This window comes from Pseudomonas sp. Irchel 3F6, from assembly GCF_900187595.1.
GTDB classification, from domain to species: Bacteria; Pseudomonadota; Gammaproteobacteria; order Pseudomonadales; family Pseudomonadaceae; genus Aquipseudomonas; species Aquipseudomonas siliginis.
Map to the genome: position 1 here is coordinate 76307 of NZ_FYDP01000008.1, position 13368 is coordinate 89674.

The window sequence follows — 13368 nt, forward strand, 5'->3', positions numbered from 1 at the left end:
AGCATGCAACTTCGCAGTTAACCATCGACATCATCCAGCTGCACAGGAGTTCCGCTGGATGATTCCTCCCCTTCAATCCTCCCGCGTCAAAACCTCCAGCAACTCAATTTCAAACACCAGATTCGAATTCGGCGGGATCTTGCCCATGCTCCGCTCGCCGTAGCCCAGATGCGCCGGTACCAGCAATTTGCGTTTGCCGCCGACCTGCATGCCCATCAGCCCCTGATCCCAGCCTTTGATCACCCGGCCAGTGCCGATCACGCACTGAAACGGTTTGCCTCGGCTCCAGGACGAGTCGAATTCAGTGCCGTCTTCCAGCCAGCCGGTGTATTGGGTGGTGATCAGCGCGCCTTTCACCGCGGCTTTGCCGTCGCCCGGTTGCAGGTCGATGATTTGCAGTTCGTCTGTCATGTCGTTGGCTCTTGAGATGTTCGCAGGCGGCGTTTTTCGCAGAATCCGGCGGCGATGGCAATCCATGGAACCGAAAACACGCCTTGCCGCTCACATGTGTATCGACATCGTATGACGACAAGGATGCTTAGATGACCGACTCTCGATTGCTGCGCAGTTTCATCCCGCCCTACATCCTCAACCGCATCATCGCCCACGGTTCCGAGCCGCAGCGCAACGCCGCGATGCAGACGCTCAACCATGTACGCAGTCTGCTGCCCAACCCCGGACGCCCTTCGCAGCCGCCCGCGCGGGCGATTCTGCCGGAAGCGAGTAAGCCTGGCCTGGCGCGGCGCAGTGTGCATGATGCGCAGAACAAAATGCTCTTGCCGGGCATGCCGGTGCGCCTCGAGGGCCAGCCGGCATCGGGAGATCCGGCGGTCGACGAGGCTTACGATGCGCTGGGCGCCAGCTATGATTTCTTCTGGAAAGTGCTCGGTCGCGACTCGATCGACAATCAGGGATTCGCGCTGATCGGCAGCGTGCATTACGGGCAAGCCTACGAAAACGCGTTCTGGAATGGCGCGCAGATGGTTTTCGGTGACGGCGATGGCGAAATCTTCCAGCGCTTCACCCGCTCGCTCGACGTCATCGGCCATGAACTGGCCCACGGCGTCACCGAAAGCGAAGCCGGGCTGATTTATGCCAACCAGTCCGGCGCGCTGAACGAGTCGCTCTCGGATGTATTCGGCGTGTTGATCAAGCAATACATCCTCGGCCAAACCTCCGAGCAGGCAGACTGGCTGATCGGCGCCGACCTGCTGATGCCACAGATCCAAGGCAAGGGCCTGCGCTCGATGTCGCACCCCGGCACGGCATACGACGACCCGATGCTGGGCAAGGATCCGCAACCGGATCACATGCGCAAGTTCGTCATCACCAGCGAAGACAATGGCGGCGTGCACATCAACTCCGGCATTCCCAACCGCGCGTTTTACCTGGCAGCGCGAGCGTTTGGCGGCTTCGCTTGGGAAAAGGCCGGACACATCTGGTACGACACGCTGTGTGATGACCGTTTGAAACAGGACGCAACGTTCGACGCGTTCGCGAAACTGACGATCGACCATGCTGGCCAGCGCTTCGGCGCCGAAGCAGCCGACACGGTGCAGCAAGCCTGGGCACAGGTCGGTATCGAATAATCCGAGGAGACCGTATGAAAACGCTACCCGAGCTGGATAAAGATTCCGTTTTGCGCGTATCTCGCCAGGGTGGCGTTGCAGCGATTCACAGCCTGAGCCGCCCACGGGAAATCGAATTCGCGCAATGCGACATCAGTCAGCGTTCGAGAATATGCTCGGTGCTCGAAGGTTGCCTGCCACTGGACAGCAGCGAATCCGGCCGTGGGGATCAGCGCTTCTACCAGATTGAGGTGCGCTACCCGTCAGGGGAAATGGTGTTGAAGGTGCCAGAGGATCGGGCGCCTGGGGAGCTGGTGCAGCTTTGGGACAAGGGGGAGCTTCTGTAAACGCTCCCCCCGATGTTCAGGCTATTTCTCGACGGGATGCATCTCGACAATCGTGCCGTTGGTGATCATCACCATCACGTACTTGTCATTGATCTGCACCCACTGCGCCTGCTCGATCGGCGCTTTCAGACCTTTGGCTTTCCAGTTTTTCAGCGCCTTGTCTTCGCGCTGGTACATTTCTGGAGCGCGGTCGTTGACCTTCAGTTGGCGATCGCTGGTCGGCGATTGCACGGCGGGTTCGCTGGAGGTTTGCGCCGCTTGAACAACGGGCGTGATCCCGGCAATACCGGCAACAAGGGCCAGGCTGGCGATTAGGGTTTTGCTGTTCATCGGTGAACCTCTTTCAGATGGGTAGTACCTGAACTCCGACTGCGTGGCGCGGGAAACATTCCTTGTTTTTTGCCGGATGCGGCCGTTAGAAGGCTTTGTCCATCAGACCGCCATCGCTGGCAAGCCAGCTCCCACAGGGATTGGTATTACAGCGCAATTATTGTCCAGAGCTCCGGTCCTCTCCTACAAAACCAAGCAAAGCAAGATCAAAAGATCGCAGCCTTCGGCAGCTCCTACAGTTGGATCGCGTGAATTCGATGGAAACGGGTTCACCTGCAGGCCGTCGTCGCGATCAGGCTCGCCCCCACCAGAAAAGCAAAGCAGCGCAGCTGCCCGCGGCGAAGCCGCCCCACTCAACGACGAGCGTTAGCTCGAGTACCGCTCTTGATCTTGATCCACCGGCGACGTCGGAAGGCTGAGTGGAGGGATTGATCCGGGGGTGGGAGCGCAGCGACCGTTCGACGAAGTCGAACACAGCGGAAGGAGGTGCAGCGAAGCAAACCGTAGCCGCTGCGCCCGGATCGATCCCGCAGCGAAGGAACCCGAGCCTGCGAGGGCCGAACGCAGGAGCAAGCGTTTTTTTGCTTACTTTTTTTAGGCGTTTGTAAAAAAAGTGAGTCGCCGTAAGGGCGAAACCCTAAGCGGCCATGACCGCAGCAACGGATATGTACCCGGTCAGCCAGAACAAATCATCGCCCGACGCGACGCAGGCTTGCTCCCACAAATGCGCCAGGCACTGAAGCCATTGATCCGCCCCACGCATCAATCCATGCCAACAATGCAATTAACAGATTGTTACATCTGCGCCACCATCCACCTCAATAAAAACCGTGCGCCGCCTCTCCGTAGCGCACGTCATAAAAGCGGTGGAGTACTTTTCAATGACAGCCTCAATCCCAACCAACGGCTCGCGGGCCGGTGCCATCTTCCGGGTGACCTCGGGCAACTTCCTCGAACAGTTCGACTTCTTTCTGTTCGGCTTCTACGCCACGCAGATCGCGGCGGTGTTCTTCCCGGCGAGCAGCGAGTTCGCCTCGCTGATGATGACGTTCGCGGTGTTCGGCGCAGGCTTCCTGATGCGTCCGCTCGGCGCCATTGTGCTCGGCGCCTACATCGATGACGTCGGCCGGCGCAAAGGTCTGATCGTCACCCTGTCGATCATGGCCAGCGGCACGATATTGATCGTGCTGGTGCCCGGCTACGAAACCATTGGCCTGTTCGCCCCGGCGCTGGTGTTGATCGGGCGACTGCTGCAAGGCTTCTCCGCCGGCGCGGAACTCGGTGGTGTCTCGGTGTATCTGTCCGAAATCGCTACGCCGGGCCGCAAAGGCTTTTTCACCGCTTGGCAGTCGGCCAGCCAGCAAGTGGCGATCATCGTCGCGGCAGCGCTGGGCTACGGTCTGAACCAGTGGATGGAGCCGCAAGCCGTGGCCGCCTGGGGCTGGCGCATTCCGTTTTTCGTCGGCTGCATGATCGTCCCGTTCATCTTCTTCCTGCGCCGCAACCTGGCGGAAACCGAAGAGTTCGCCGCACGCAAACACCGTCCAAGCATGCGCGAAGTGTTCCGCACCCTCGGCCAGAACTGGGGCGTGGTACTCGGCGGAATGTTGATGGTCGCGCTGACCACCACCGCGTTCTACCTGATCACCGTGTACGCACCGACCTTCGGTAAGACCGTGCTGCACCTGAGCACATCCGACGCGTTGCTGGTAACGCTGCTGGTGGGCGTGTCGAACTTCTTCTGGCTGCCGATTGGTGGTGCGTTGTCCGACCGTATCGGCCGTCGCCCAGTGCTGATCGGCATGGCCTTGCTTGCACTGGCCACGACTTATCCGGCGCTGTCGTTCCTGGTGCAGGCGCCGAGCTTCACCAACATGCTGCTGTCGCTGCTGTGGTTGTCCTTCATTTACGGCTTGTACAACGGCGCGATGATTCCGGCGCTGACCGAAATCATGCCGGTGGAAGTGCGCGTCGCCGGTTTCTCCCTGGCTTACAGCCTGGCCACGGCGATCTTCGGCGGTTTCACCCCGGCGATGTCGACCTTCCTGATCCAGTACACCGGCGACAAAGCCGCGCCAGGCTACTGGATGAGCATCGGTGCCCTGTGCGCTCTGTGCGCCACTCTTTACTTGTACCGCCGTGCCGGTGGTCGTCTGCAACCTGTCGCGGCCTGAGGAAAACTCGCCATGAAAAAACTTTCTACTGTCACCGCCCTGCTCGCCGGTCTCGCATTCAACTTCGCGGCCCAGGCCGAAGAACTCAGCGTGATGACCTCCGGTGGTTTCACTGCCGCCTACAAGATCCTCGGGCCGAAATTTGCCGCCGCCACCGGTAACACGCTGACCACCAGCCTCGGCCCGTCGATGGGCAAGGCGCCGGAAGCGATTCCCAACCGTCTGGCACGCGGCGAGCACGCCGACGTGGTGATCATGGTCGGTTACGCTCTTGATGAGCTGATCAAACAAGGCAAGGTCGACCCGGCCTCCCGCGTTGAACTGGCGGATTCGCGGATCGGCATGGTGGTTCGCGAAGGCGCGGCGAAACCGGACATCAGCAGCGTCGACGGCCTGAAGAAAACCCTGCTTGATGCGCAGTCGGTGGCCTACTCCGACAGCGCCAGCGGCGTGTATATCGAGCAGCAGCTGTTCAAGAAACTCGGCATCGAAGATCAGTTGAAACCGAAAGCCAAGATGATCGCCAGGATCCCGGTCGGCTCGGTGGTCGCCACTGGCGACTATCAGTTGGGCTTCCAGCAGGTCAGCGAATTGCTGCCGGTGCCGGGCGTGAGCTTCGTCGCGAAAATTCCGGAATCGGTACAGTCGGTGACACGTTTTGCCGCTGGCATTCCGGTCAAGGCCGAGCATCCGCAAGAAGCCAAGGCCCTGCTCGCCTACCTCGCGGCACCGGCCGCTCAGGCTGACGTGCAGGCCACCGGGCTGGATTCGGTCAAGCGTTGATCGTTGGCGGCTGGACGCGCATTTCCACGACCAGCCGCTCCAGTTCCAGTGCCGCCGGGGTCAACGTGCGATCCCGGCGCTTGATGATGCCGACACTGCGCATCACCTGCGGCTCAATCAGTGGCACCCGCGTCAGGATCGGATGATCCGGCCCGGGCATCGCCATCAACGGCACCGCCGCCACGCCTAGCCCCGCCTCCACCAAGCCGATCATCGTCGTCACATGCCGCGTCTCGCAGATACTCTGACGCTGCGGCACCACCCCGCCCAAGGCCTGATCGAGCAGAAAGCGATTGCCCGAAGTCTTGTCCAGCGCGATGTAATCCTGCTGATAGAACTCGTCCCAACTGACGCTGCTGCGCCCGGCCAGCGGATGATCGCGACGACAGGCGACAACGTAGCACTCCTGCACAAGCGGTTCGAACTCGACTTTGGCATCCTGCGTGCCGAGAAAACTCAAACCGAAATCCGCCTCGCCATTGACCACCGCACTCAACACATCGTGGGCGCTGGAATCGAGGACTTTGACCTTGATCCGTGGAAACTGCTGGTGATAGCGCGCGACCACGCGGGGCATGAAGTAGTACGCCGCCGACGGCACGCAGGCGACGGTGACATGGCCCAGTCGGGTCGAGGCGACTTCGCTGATGCCGAGCAAGGCAATGTCGAGATCATCCAGCAAGCGCTCGACGCTGGGCATGAAGCCGCGCCCGGCCTGGGTCAGGCTGACCTTGCGGGTGGTGCGCTCGAACAGTTTCACGCCAAGGGCGTCTTCGAGCTTTTCGATGCGCCGGCTCAGCGCCGGTTGCGACAGGCGCACGGTGTCGGCAGCCTTGCGAAAACTGCCCTGCTCGACCACCGCGCGAAAGGCTTGCAGGTCGTTGAGGTCGAAGTTGATGGCCATGGCGTTTCCGGAAATTGATGCGCAGGGGTTATAAATGTAACCAGTTGATGCAAATTATTACAGGCCTGATGAAAGCTGCCCTTGTGGGAGCGAGCCTGCTCGCGAATGCGGAGCATCAGTCTATGGATAGGTGACTGACCCAGCGCATTCGCGAGCAGGCTCGCTCCCACATTGGATCTCGAATGGTCTGGAGACCGCGTAACCCTTATCCTTGTCACCCCCGCCGTACCCGTAGTCAGGAGTCGTTCCAATGCCCCATGAAGGCAATCTGTTGCAAGCCGCTGTCGTGTTTCTGTTCGCGGCCGTGCTCACCGTGCCTTTGGCCAAACGTCTGCAACTGGGCGCGGTGCTCGGTTATCTGTTTGCCGGGGTGATCATCGGCCCGTCGGTGCTCGGCCTGATCGGCAACCCGCAAAGCGTTGCGCATATCTCCGAGCTGGGCGTGGTGTTGCTGCTGTTCATCATCGGCCTCGAATTGTCGCCGCGGCGCTTGTGGGTGATGCGCAAATCGGTGTTCGGCGTCGGTCTGGCGCAGGTGCTGCTGACCGCGTCGGTGATCGGCGTGCTGGCACTGGCGGTGTTCGGCCAGCCGCTGAACAGCGCGATTGTGCTGGGCCTCGGTCTGGCGCTGTCCTCCACTGCCTTTGGCTTGCAAAGCCTTGCCGAACGCAAGGAACTGACCAGCCCCCACGGGCGTCTCGCGTTTGCGATTCTGCTGTTCCAGGACATCGCCGCGATTCCGCTGATTGCCTTGGTGCCGATGCTCGCCGGCGTCGATCATCACACCAGCACCGCCGACGATATTCGTCACAGCTTGCAGGTGCTCGGCGGCATTGCCGTGGTGGTGATCGGCGGGCGATATCTGCTGCGTCCGGTGTTCCGCGTGGTGGCGAAAACCGGGCTACCGGAAGTGTCCACCGCCACCGCGTTGCTGGTGGTGATCGGCACGGCGTGGCTGATGGATCTGGTCGGCGTGTCGATGGCGTTGGGCGCGTTTCTCGCCGGTCTGCTGCTGGCGGATTCGGAATACCGGCATGAGCTGGAAGCGCAGATCGAACCGTTCAAGGGCCTGCTGCTCGGGCTGTTTTTCATCAGCGTCGGCATGGGCGCCAATCTCAGCCTGTTGTTGAGCGCGCCGATCACCGTGCTGGGCCTGACTCTGCTGCTGATCGGTCTGAAATTGCCGCTGCTGTTCGTCGTCGGACGTCTGGCAGGAGGATTGAACAAAATCAGCGCAATTCGCCTCGGCATCGTCCTCGCTGCCGGCGGTGAGTTTGCCTTCGTGGTGTTCAAGATCGGTCGCGATCAGGGCCTGTTCGAGCCACGGCTGTACGACTTGCTGGTGCTGACCATCACCCTGTCGATGGCGCTGACGCCGTTGCTGCTGTTGATCTGCGCACGGCTGGTCAGCCCGAAAGTGCAGCCGGTGGAAGTGCCGGAGAAATTCCGCGAAATCGACACCGAAGCGCCCCGCGTAGTGATTGCCGGCATGGGCCGGATGGGCCAGATCGTGGCGCGGATTCTGCGCGCGCAGAACATCAAGTTCGTTGCGCTGGACACCTCGGTGGAAACCATCGAACTGTCACGCAGCTTCGGCGGTGTGCCAGTGTTCTACGGCGACCCGATGCGCCCGGAAATCCTTCACGCGGCGAAGGTTGGCGAAGCGGAGTATTTCGTCATTGCCACGGACGATCCGGAGACCAACATCAAGACTGCCGAAGTGGTGCACAAGCTCTATCCGCACATGAAAATCATCGCCCGCGCGCGTAACCGTCAGCACGTGCATCGCCTGGTGGATGTCGGCGCGGAAGCGATTCGTGAGACCTATTATTCGAGCCTGGAAATGAGCCGGCGCACGCTGGTCGGCCTCGGTCTGACCCAAGCCCAGGCCGATGCGCGGATCAAGCGTTTCAAGCATCACGACGAACAGGTGCTGGAGGCGCAACACGCCGTCTACGACGACGCCGCCAAAGTCCTGCAGACCGCCCAGGAAGCCCGGGCGGAACTGGCCAAATTGTTTGAATCGGATCAGCTCGAAGAAGAAGCGCGCAAGTCCTGATCGTGCCTTGCGCAGATCCAACTGTGGGAGCGAGCCTGCTCGCGAAAGCGTCGTGTCAGTCACCCAATACTTCACTGACAGATTGCATCCGCGAGCAGGCTCGCTCCCACAGGGGATTGGGTCAGGCCCGTTCCAGCGCGGGGGCGGGCTCGACCGGCGCGACTGCAAACCGATCCGCCAGAAACGGCGTGATATCCAGCGGCAGCGGTTCGTCATTCACCAGTTTATCCAGCAGCACACCGGTAATCGCCGACGTCAGAATGCCGGTGCGGAAGTGCCCGCAAGCATTCAGATAACCCTCGACCCCACGCATCGGCCCGAGGATCGGCAACTCATCCGGCGAGCCCGGGCGCAGCCCCGCCCATGTGCGCTTGAGGTTGACGTCCGCCAGCTCCGGCAGACAGCGCACCGCGCCCTGCACCAGCCCGGCGATTTCCGGGTAGGTGGTGGTGACGTCGAAGCCTTTGTCTTCGGTGGTGCTGCCGATAAGGATTTCGCCGTTGTCCTTTTGCGCCACGTAGCAATCGCTGGTGGTCAGGCAGCCGTTGAGGATTTTCGGCATGCGTTCGGTCAGCAGAATCTGCCCTTTCACCGGTTTCACCGGAATGCGAATCCCCGTGGCCCACTCACTCAGATCCGCCGCCCAGGCACCGGCGGCGTTGATCAGCGTCTTGCAGTGGAACACCCCCGCCTCCGCCGTCTGCACGCCGGTCACGCGAGTGCCGTGATGCAGCACGCCGGTGACGTTGGTATTGACGAAGAGGTCGACGCCGTTCTGCCGCGCGCCTTCCATGTAGGCATCGGCGAGGCGGAACGGACTGACCTGATGATCGCAGAGAAACTCCAGCGCCCCGCGCGCCTCATGGCTGACACTCGGTTCGGCCGCGCGCAACGCCGCTTGATCGAGCCAGCGCACCTGATCGGCCAGATGCGGAATGCAGCCGACGATGTGCTCGGCGTAGAGCCGATCTTCGTCGTCATAGATCACGAATTTCAATCCGGTCTTTTCGAACTTGCAATCCATGCCGTGGTTGTCTTTCAGCTCGCGATGCAGCGCCGGGTACAGCGCATTGGATTGCAAGGCAAAATCGAAAAACGACTGCGGCAGAATATGCGGCGTACTGGCGTCCACCGCTACCGCAGCGCCCTGGGTTTCGCGCTTGCGGTTGGCCGACATCATGCGAAAGAAAATCACCCCGCAACCGAGGCCGACCGACTCGCCGATCGCCCATAACCCCCCCGCCGAAGCACGGGTCGCATTGCCGGGGCGCTTGGCGTCGATCAGTGCCACCTTGAGATCTTTGCGTTTGGACAATTGGTAGGCGCAGGAGGCGCCGATCACGCCGCCACCGGCAATGACCACGTCGTAGAACTTACTCATGGCAAGCGCCCTCCGTGCCGAGGGACTGGAACGCGGAAAACGGTACCGGATCGATTGGAAAGCGTGGGCGCAGCCAACCGACATCCTGACGTCCGGTGGCCTGGCGCAGGCGATCGCTGCAATAGCCGACGCACATCCGCCCCTGACAATCGCCCATGCTCACGCGGGTGCGCATTTTCAGGCTGGCGATGTCTTGCACACCCTGCTCCAGCGCCAGATCGATGTCGGCGCGGGTCGCATGTTCGCAGCGGCAGATCACCGTGTCGGCTGCGGGCAAAGCGATCTGACCAACGCCGCGCTCGGTGTAGCGATCCACCGCCGCACGAAAGCGCACGATCGCTCTGAGCTTGCTCGCGTAACGATCGCGGCGCACCCGGGCCAGCTCGGCGTCGAGCACACCGCGTTGCAGGAGGATCGAAGTGGCGGCGATCTTGCCGGCGAGCATCGCCGCTTCGCCGCCGCGGATCCCGCCCATGTCGCCGGCCAGATGCACATGCGCCACGCTGCTTTGCTGCCAGACATTGGCGTTGGCACGCAGATAGCCATCGGCGCTGAAGCCGTGATCAAGGCCCATCTGCTGGCTCAATTGCGTGCGCGGAATAAAACCGTAACCGACCGCCAGCGTCTGCGCTTCGAAACGCTCGACCCGCGACAGATCCGCCTCCCACGTCGACGAATACGGCGCGACGCTGACGCTTTTCAACTCGCCGTCGCCGTGGGCTTCGACCACCCCCCAACCGTAGTTCATCGGGATGCCGTGCAACTTGAGGTAAGCGAGCATGCTCAAGCCGTCGAGGAACAGCTGCGGTTTGTTCAACAGCGCCAGACTCTCGCGGGCGATCTTGCCGAACGCACACGCCTCGTAGACGCCGGCGACGCGCACGCCAGAGGCATGCAACTGGGTCGCAACCAGCGGCAGCAACGGCCCGGTGCCGGCGATGATCACCGGCCCTTGCGGCTTGACCACGCCACTCTTGATCTGCAATTGAAGACCACCAAGCAGGATCACTCCCGGCAATGTCCAGCCGGGAAACGGTGCGCTGCGTTCATGGCAACCGGCGGCCAGCAGCAGTTGCGAATAAGCGATCTCGTGCAGCTGTTCATCGCCATCGAGCACCACCAGAGTGCGAGTGCCTTCAGCGCCGACCACGCGATGGTTGAGGCGCACGTCGATCAGCCCTGACTGCTGCTGAAATTCACCGTGCAGTTTGTCCAGTGCTTCGGAATAACGCGGGCCGAGATAATCCAGCTGCACGCCATCGCGCAACGGCCCGCGATAGACCACACCGCCGAGGCGCGAAGCCTCTTCGAGCAAGGTGCAGCGCACGCCGTGGCGCGCCAGTTCGATGGCCGCCGCCATCCCCGCCGGCCCGCCGCCAACGATCAACGGTTGCAGGCTCATACGACCTCCTGCGCGACGACGCGGTTGATCTGGGTTTCAATCAGCATGCCGTCGCGCACTACGGTCTGGCAGGCGCGGCGTTTGTGGCGACCGTTGATTTTCACCAGGCAGCACTGGCACACGCCCATGCCGCAATAGGCGCCGCTGATCTGATCGTGGTCGTTGCGTGCGATCTGGCGCACGCCGAGGGACTGGATGACGCTGAGGACGGTTTCGCCGATGGCGGCGCTGACCGCTTGGCCATTGATGTGCACGGTCATGTCCGCCTGCACCAAGGGCTGGATATCGAAGGTTCTTTCTAGGCAGTTCATTTACGGTGTTCGTCCGTGAAGATTCAGTTGAGGTTGTGACAGCTCCTTGCTGCACTACGCCTCGTCGACGCTTTTCTTGCTGTGTTTTCAACGTCGACGCGGATACTTCGCCAGCGCAACAAGGTGCGCGAGAAGCACTGTAGCTCATACCTCAGCAAAGGCCTGGGTCATTTACGGTAGGCGACATCGCCACGCGAAATATTGATCCAGGCCAGTGAAAATGGCGGGATGGTAACGATTAGTTGGAGAAGACGAACTGGCCTTTGATTTTCTTTGCGCCGAAGAAACCGAGGTCGGGGAACAGCAGGTTCTTCAACCACGCGACGTAGAAAATCATCGCCAGCGTGATTGCCACGCCGATCACCGTACCGATCGGGTCATCCGCATATTCCTTGAACATGCGCGGCATCTGGCTGATCGAGAGCATCACGTACACCGTATAGGCATGGGCCGCGTTGCGATAGAAACCCCAGGCAAAAAGCAAAGGCACGCCACCGGCGAACAAACCAAGTCCGATGGCGAAACCGGTGCTGATGGTCAGCCCGAGGAGATAGCCGCCCACCAGACCGATCAGCGCCTGAACGTAAGTCAGTCCGAGAAGGATCTTGATCTTGCCGGCGTGTCGTTCAATCAGATTCGGATCGGGGCGTGAGCCGATCAGGTACGCCAGCGCCTTGTCTTTCAGCGCACCACCGGAGAATGCCTTGAAAGTCTCGGTTTTCGAGCGCCCCCCATCGAGCATTTCGCTGACCTGGCGTTTGGTTTCCTTCTTGTCCAACGTGTTCTTCCTTAATTGAAAAATCGGGGGAGTGAAGCTAGGGCACTTCGGGAACCGATTGTCGCTTTGTTGAGTTGCCGAAAGCAAAAGGCTCAGGCATGCCGGCCCTTGCGCAGTGGATAAACGCAATTTTTTCGATCATGTTTAAATCACACGCGCTGTTACGGCATCGGACCTACAACGCCTTGCGTCGCTGCCTACGGGTGCATCAGAATCCGCCGGCTTACACGGCTATCGGTAGGGCTATATCGTTTCCCTGTCACTGCAAAACAGTGATCGGGTTTGGTAGCCCGTTTCTTGATAGTTGTATCGCGTCCCTTTAAGCGGCCCCTCCTTTGAGGGTCAGCTCTTCATGGTGACCATGCGTGGGGCTCATTCGTGAGCGCCGGGGTTAACTATCTTGACCGGTCTACCAACCTGCGCGTGGCCGCCACCCTTCGTTTGGTAGCGATAGTGACGGCTCTTCATTCCTTCAAGATAGAGAGTCATCCATGTTCAAAGTAACGCCAAACCCGCCAGAAGCCGATTCGATCCCGTACGACCCCGCTCTGGAGCCTCAGCGCATAAAAGACGCCGCCACTCGCGCCATCAACTTTTATCTCGATCCGCAAACCCTGAAGACTACGATTCCCAATCGTCAACCGGGCCGGATCTTTCTCGTCGACCCAACGGTGGACGAGGAAACCTTGCTCCTCGAAGCCTGTGAATCGCTGGCTGCGGCGAACGACATGGCCCGCGAAATAAGCAACGTCATCGAGCCTGCAAAGCGCCGTTCGCTGCTGATGTTGCAGCAGGTGATCATGCTGAGTGAGCTGGTCGTCAATCGCGTGCTCGACAGCCGACGCGTGTCGAACTAGCCGCAACCGAGGTATGAGGGGGCGTGCTCCCTCACTGCCAGCGTGCACGTCACCCCGTGGCGTTCTCTCTCACACCAAGCGGCTCTCATCGGAGTTTCAGCTGATGTCACACATACCTTCCAATCCGCCGGCCAGGATCAACGCCACGCCGTACAGCCCCAATACTCTGTTCATGGTCAACCCGCAATCCGACACCGAATCCTTGCTGGTCAACGCGTGCGAATCCCTGGCGTCCGCCACGGTGATGCTCGGTGACTTTGCCGGGATGCTCGAAGGCTCACGGCGCAATACCCTGTTGGGCATTGCGCAAGTGGTGATGTTGGGAGAATTGGCCGTGAACAAAGCGCTGGATAATGTCGTGCCGACCGGGTAATTCACCAAGCTTGCGTTTGCAGTTCCCAAACGCAAAAAAGCCGCTTTCACCCGAAGATGAAAGCGGCAGAGGCATCCTGCCTCAGAGGGATCAGTGTACGA

General features: G+C 60.7%; 14 protein-coding genes. 7 read left to right on the forward strand and 7 right to left on the reverse strand.

The annotated features are described in order from the left end of the window. Positions 1–72: 72 nt before the first annotated feature. Positions 73–411, reverse strand: a complete 339-nt coding sequence (locus tag CKW30_RS23100) for an FKBP-type peptidyl-prolyl cis-trans isomerase (RefSeq protein ID WP_095182023.1) — start codon at positions 409–411, stop codon at positions 73–75. A 131-nt stretch (positions 412–542) separates the two neighbouring features. Between CKW30_RS23100 and CKW30_RS23105 the strand changes: the two genes are divergently transcribed. Then, a complete protein-coding gene (locus CKW30_RS23105) occupies positions 543–1589 on the forward strand; it encodes a M4 family metallopeptidase (protein ID WP_095182024.1) in 1047 nt (348 codons plus the stop codon). Between the two features lie 14 nt (positions 1590–1603). Next, a complete protein-coding gene (locus CKW30_RS23110; protein WP_041477010.1) occupies positions 1604–1915 on the forward strand; it encodes a protealysin inhibitor emfourin in 312 nt (103 codons plus the stop codon). A gap of 21 nt (positions 1916–1936) precedes the next feature. On the opposite strand, the gene CKW30_RS23115 is transcribed toward CKW30_RS23110, so the two are convergent. Continuing rightward, positions 1937–2245 (reverse strand): RcnB family protein, encoded by a 309-nt coding sequence (locus CKW30_RS23115; protein ID WP_056789015.1) that lies wholly within the window; start codon positions 2243–2245, stop codon positions 1937–1939. Between the two features lie 881 nt (positions 2246–3126). Between CKW30_RS23115 and CKW30_RS23120 the strand changes: the two genes are divergently transcribed. Together CKW30_RS23120 and CKW30_RS23125 are read left to right on the forward strand one after the other, a co-directional pair. After that, a complete protein-coding gene (locus CKW30_RS23120) occupies positions 3127–4419 on the forward strand; it encodes an MFS transporter (protein WP_016775219.1) in 1293 nt (430 codons plus the stop codon). Between the two features lie 12 nt (positions 4420–4431). Next, a complete protein-coding gene (locus CKW30_RS23125; protein ID WP_095182025.1) occupies positions 4432–5202 on the forward strand; it encodes a substrate-binding domain-containing protein in 771 nt (256 codons plus the stop codon). Here CKW30_RS23125 and CKW30_RS23130 read toward each other — a convergent pair. After that, positions 5192–6106 carry a LysR family transcriptional regulator gene (locus CKW30_RS23130; RefSeq protein WP_016775221.1) on the reverse strand — a complete coding sequence of 305 codons (915 nt, stop codon included), beginning with the start codon at positions 6104–6106 and terminating at the stop codon, positions 5192–5194. The two genes, CKW30_RS23125 and CKW30_RS23130, sit on opposite strands and share 11 nt — an antisense overlap. Positions 6107–6356: 250 nt before the next feature. Here CKW30_RS23130 and CKW30_RS23135 point away from each other — a divergent pair, with 250 nt between their 5' ends. Then, the gene (locus CKW30_RS23135) at positions 6357–8165 is read left to right on the forward strand and encodes a monovalent cation:proton antiporter-2 (CPA2) family protein (RefSeq protein WP_095182026.1); all 1809 of its coding nucleotides are present in this window, start codon (positions 6357–6359) and stop codon (positions 8163–8165) included. A gap of 121 nt (positions 8166–8286) precedes the next feature. Here CKW30_RS23135 and hcnC read toward each other — a convergent pair whose 3' ends face one another. The 4 genes from hcnC to CKW30_RS23155 all read right to left on the reverse strand — a co-directional run bounded on the left by hcnC (position 8287) and on the right by CKW30_RS23155 (position 12037). Beyond that, the gene (gene hcnC, locus CKW30_RS23140) at positions 8287–9546 is read right to left on the reverse strand and encodes a cyanide-forming glycine dehydrogenase subunit HcnC (protein WP_095182027.1); all 1260 of its coding nucleotides are present in this window, start codon (positions 9544–9546) and stop codon (positions 8287–8289) included. Further along, on the reverse strand, positions 9539–10948 hold the full coding sequence (gene hcnB, locus CKW30_RS23145) for a cyanide-forming glycine dehydrogenase subunit HcnB (RefSeq protein ID WP_095182028.1): 1410 nt from the start codon (positions 10946–10948) through the stop codon (positions 9539–9541). Before hcnB ends, hcnC begins: the two co-directional genes overlap by 8 nt. Beyond that, positions 10945–11259, reverse strand: a complete 315-nt coding sequence (locus CKW30_RS23150; RefSeq protein ID WP_095182029.1) for a (2Fe-2S)-binding protein — start codon at positions 11257–11259, stop codon at positions 10945–10947. Before CKW30_RS23150 ends, hcnB begins: the two co-directional genes overlap by 4 nt. Positions 11260–11497: 238 nt before the next feature. Beyond that, a complete protein-coding gene (locus CKW30_RS23155) occupies positions 11498–12037 on the reverse strand; it encodes a hypothetical protein (RefSeq protein WP_095182030.1) in 540 nt (179 codons plus the stop codon). Positions 12038–12528: 491 nt separating this feature from the next. Between CKW30_RS23155 and CKW30_RS23160 the strand changes: the two genes are divergently transcribed. Continuing rightward, complete coding sequence (locus CKW30_RS23160) at positions 12529–12894, forward strand: DUF6124 family protein (RefSeq protein WP_071171799.1); 366 nt, start codon at positions 12529–12531, stop codon at positions 12892–12894. A gap of 13 nt (positions 12895–12907) precedes the next feature. Next, on the forward strand, positions 12908–13267 hold the full coding sequence (locus CKW30_RS23165) for a DUF6124 family protein (protein WP_073471264.1): 360 nt from the start codon (positions 12908–12910) through the stop codon (positions 13265–13267). Positions 13268–13368 lie beyond the last annotated feature (101 nt).

Coding starts and splice junctions, on each gene's coding strand:
- CKW30_RS23100 (WP_095182023.1), bottom strand. CDS start 411: ATGACAGACGAACTGCAAATCATCGACCTGCAACCGGGCGACGGCAAA.
- CKW30_RS23150 (WP_095182029.1), bottom strand. CDS start 11,259: ATGAACTGCCTAGAAAGAACCTTCGATATCCAGCCCTTGGTGCAGGCG.
- CKW30_RS23160 (WP_071171799.1), top strand. CDS start 12,529: ATGTTCAAAGTAACGCCAAACCCGCCAGAAGCCGATTCGATCCCGTAC.
- hcnC (WP_095182027.1), bottom strand. CDS start 9,546: ATGAGTAAGTTCTACGACGTGGTCATTGCCGGTGGCGGCGTGATCGGC.
- CKW30_RS23130 (WP_016775221.1), bottom strand. CDS start 6,106: ATGGCCATCAACTTCGACCTCAACGACCTGCAAGCCTTTCGCGCGGTG.
- CKW30_RS23165 (WP_073471264.1), top strand. CDS start 12,908: ATGAGGGGGCGTGCTCCCTCACTGCCAGCGTGCACGTCACCCCGTGGC.
- CKW30_RS23110 (WP_041477010.1), top strand. CDS start 1,604: ATGAAAACGCTACCCGAGCTGGATAAAGATTCCGTTTTGCGCGTATCT.
- CKW30_RS23115 (WP_056789015.1), bottom strand. CDS start 2,245: ATGAACAGCAAAACCCTAATCGCCAGCCTGGCCCTTGTTGCCGGTATT.
- CKW30_RS23125 (WP_095182025.1), top strand. CDS start 4,432: ATGAAAAAACTTTCTACTGTCACCGCCCTGCTCGCCGGTCTCGCATTC.
- CKW30_RS23120 (WP_016775219.1), top strand. CDS start 3,127: ATGACAGCCTCAATCCCAACCAACGGCTCGCGGGCCGGTGCCATCTTC.
- hcnB (WP_095182028.1), bottom strand. CDS start 10,948: ATGAGCCTGCAACCGTTGATCGTTGGCGGCGGGCCGGCGGGGATGGCG.
- CKW30_RS23135 (WP_095182026.1), top strand. CDS start 6,357: ATGCCCCATGAAGGCAATCTGTTGCAAGCCGCTGTCGTGTTTCTGTTC.
- CKW30_RS23105 (WP_095182024.1), top strand. CDS start 543: ATGACCGACTCTCGATTGCTGCGCAGTTTCATCCCGCCCTACATCCTC.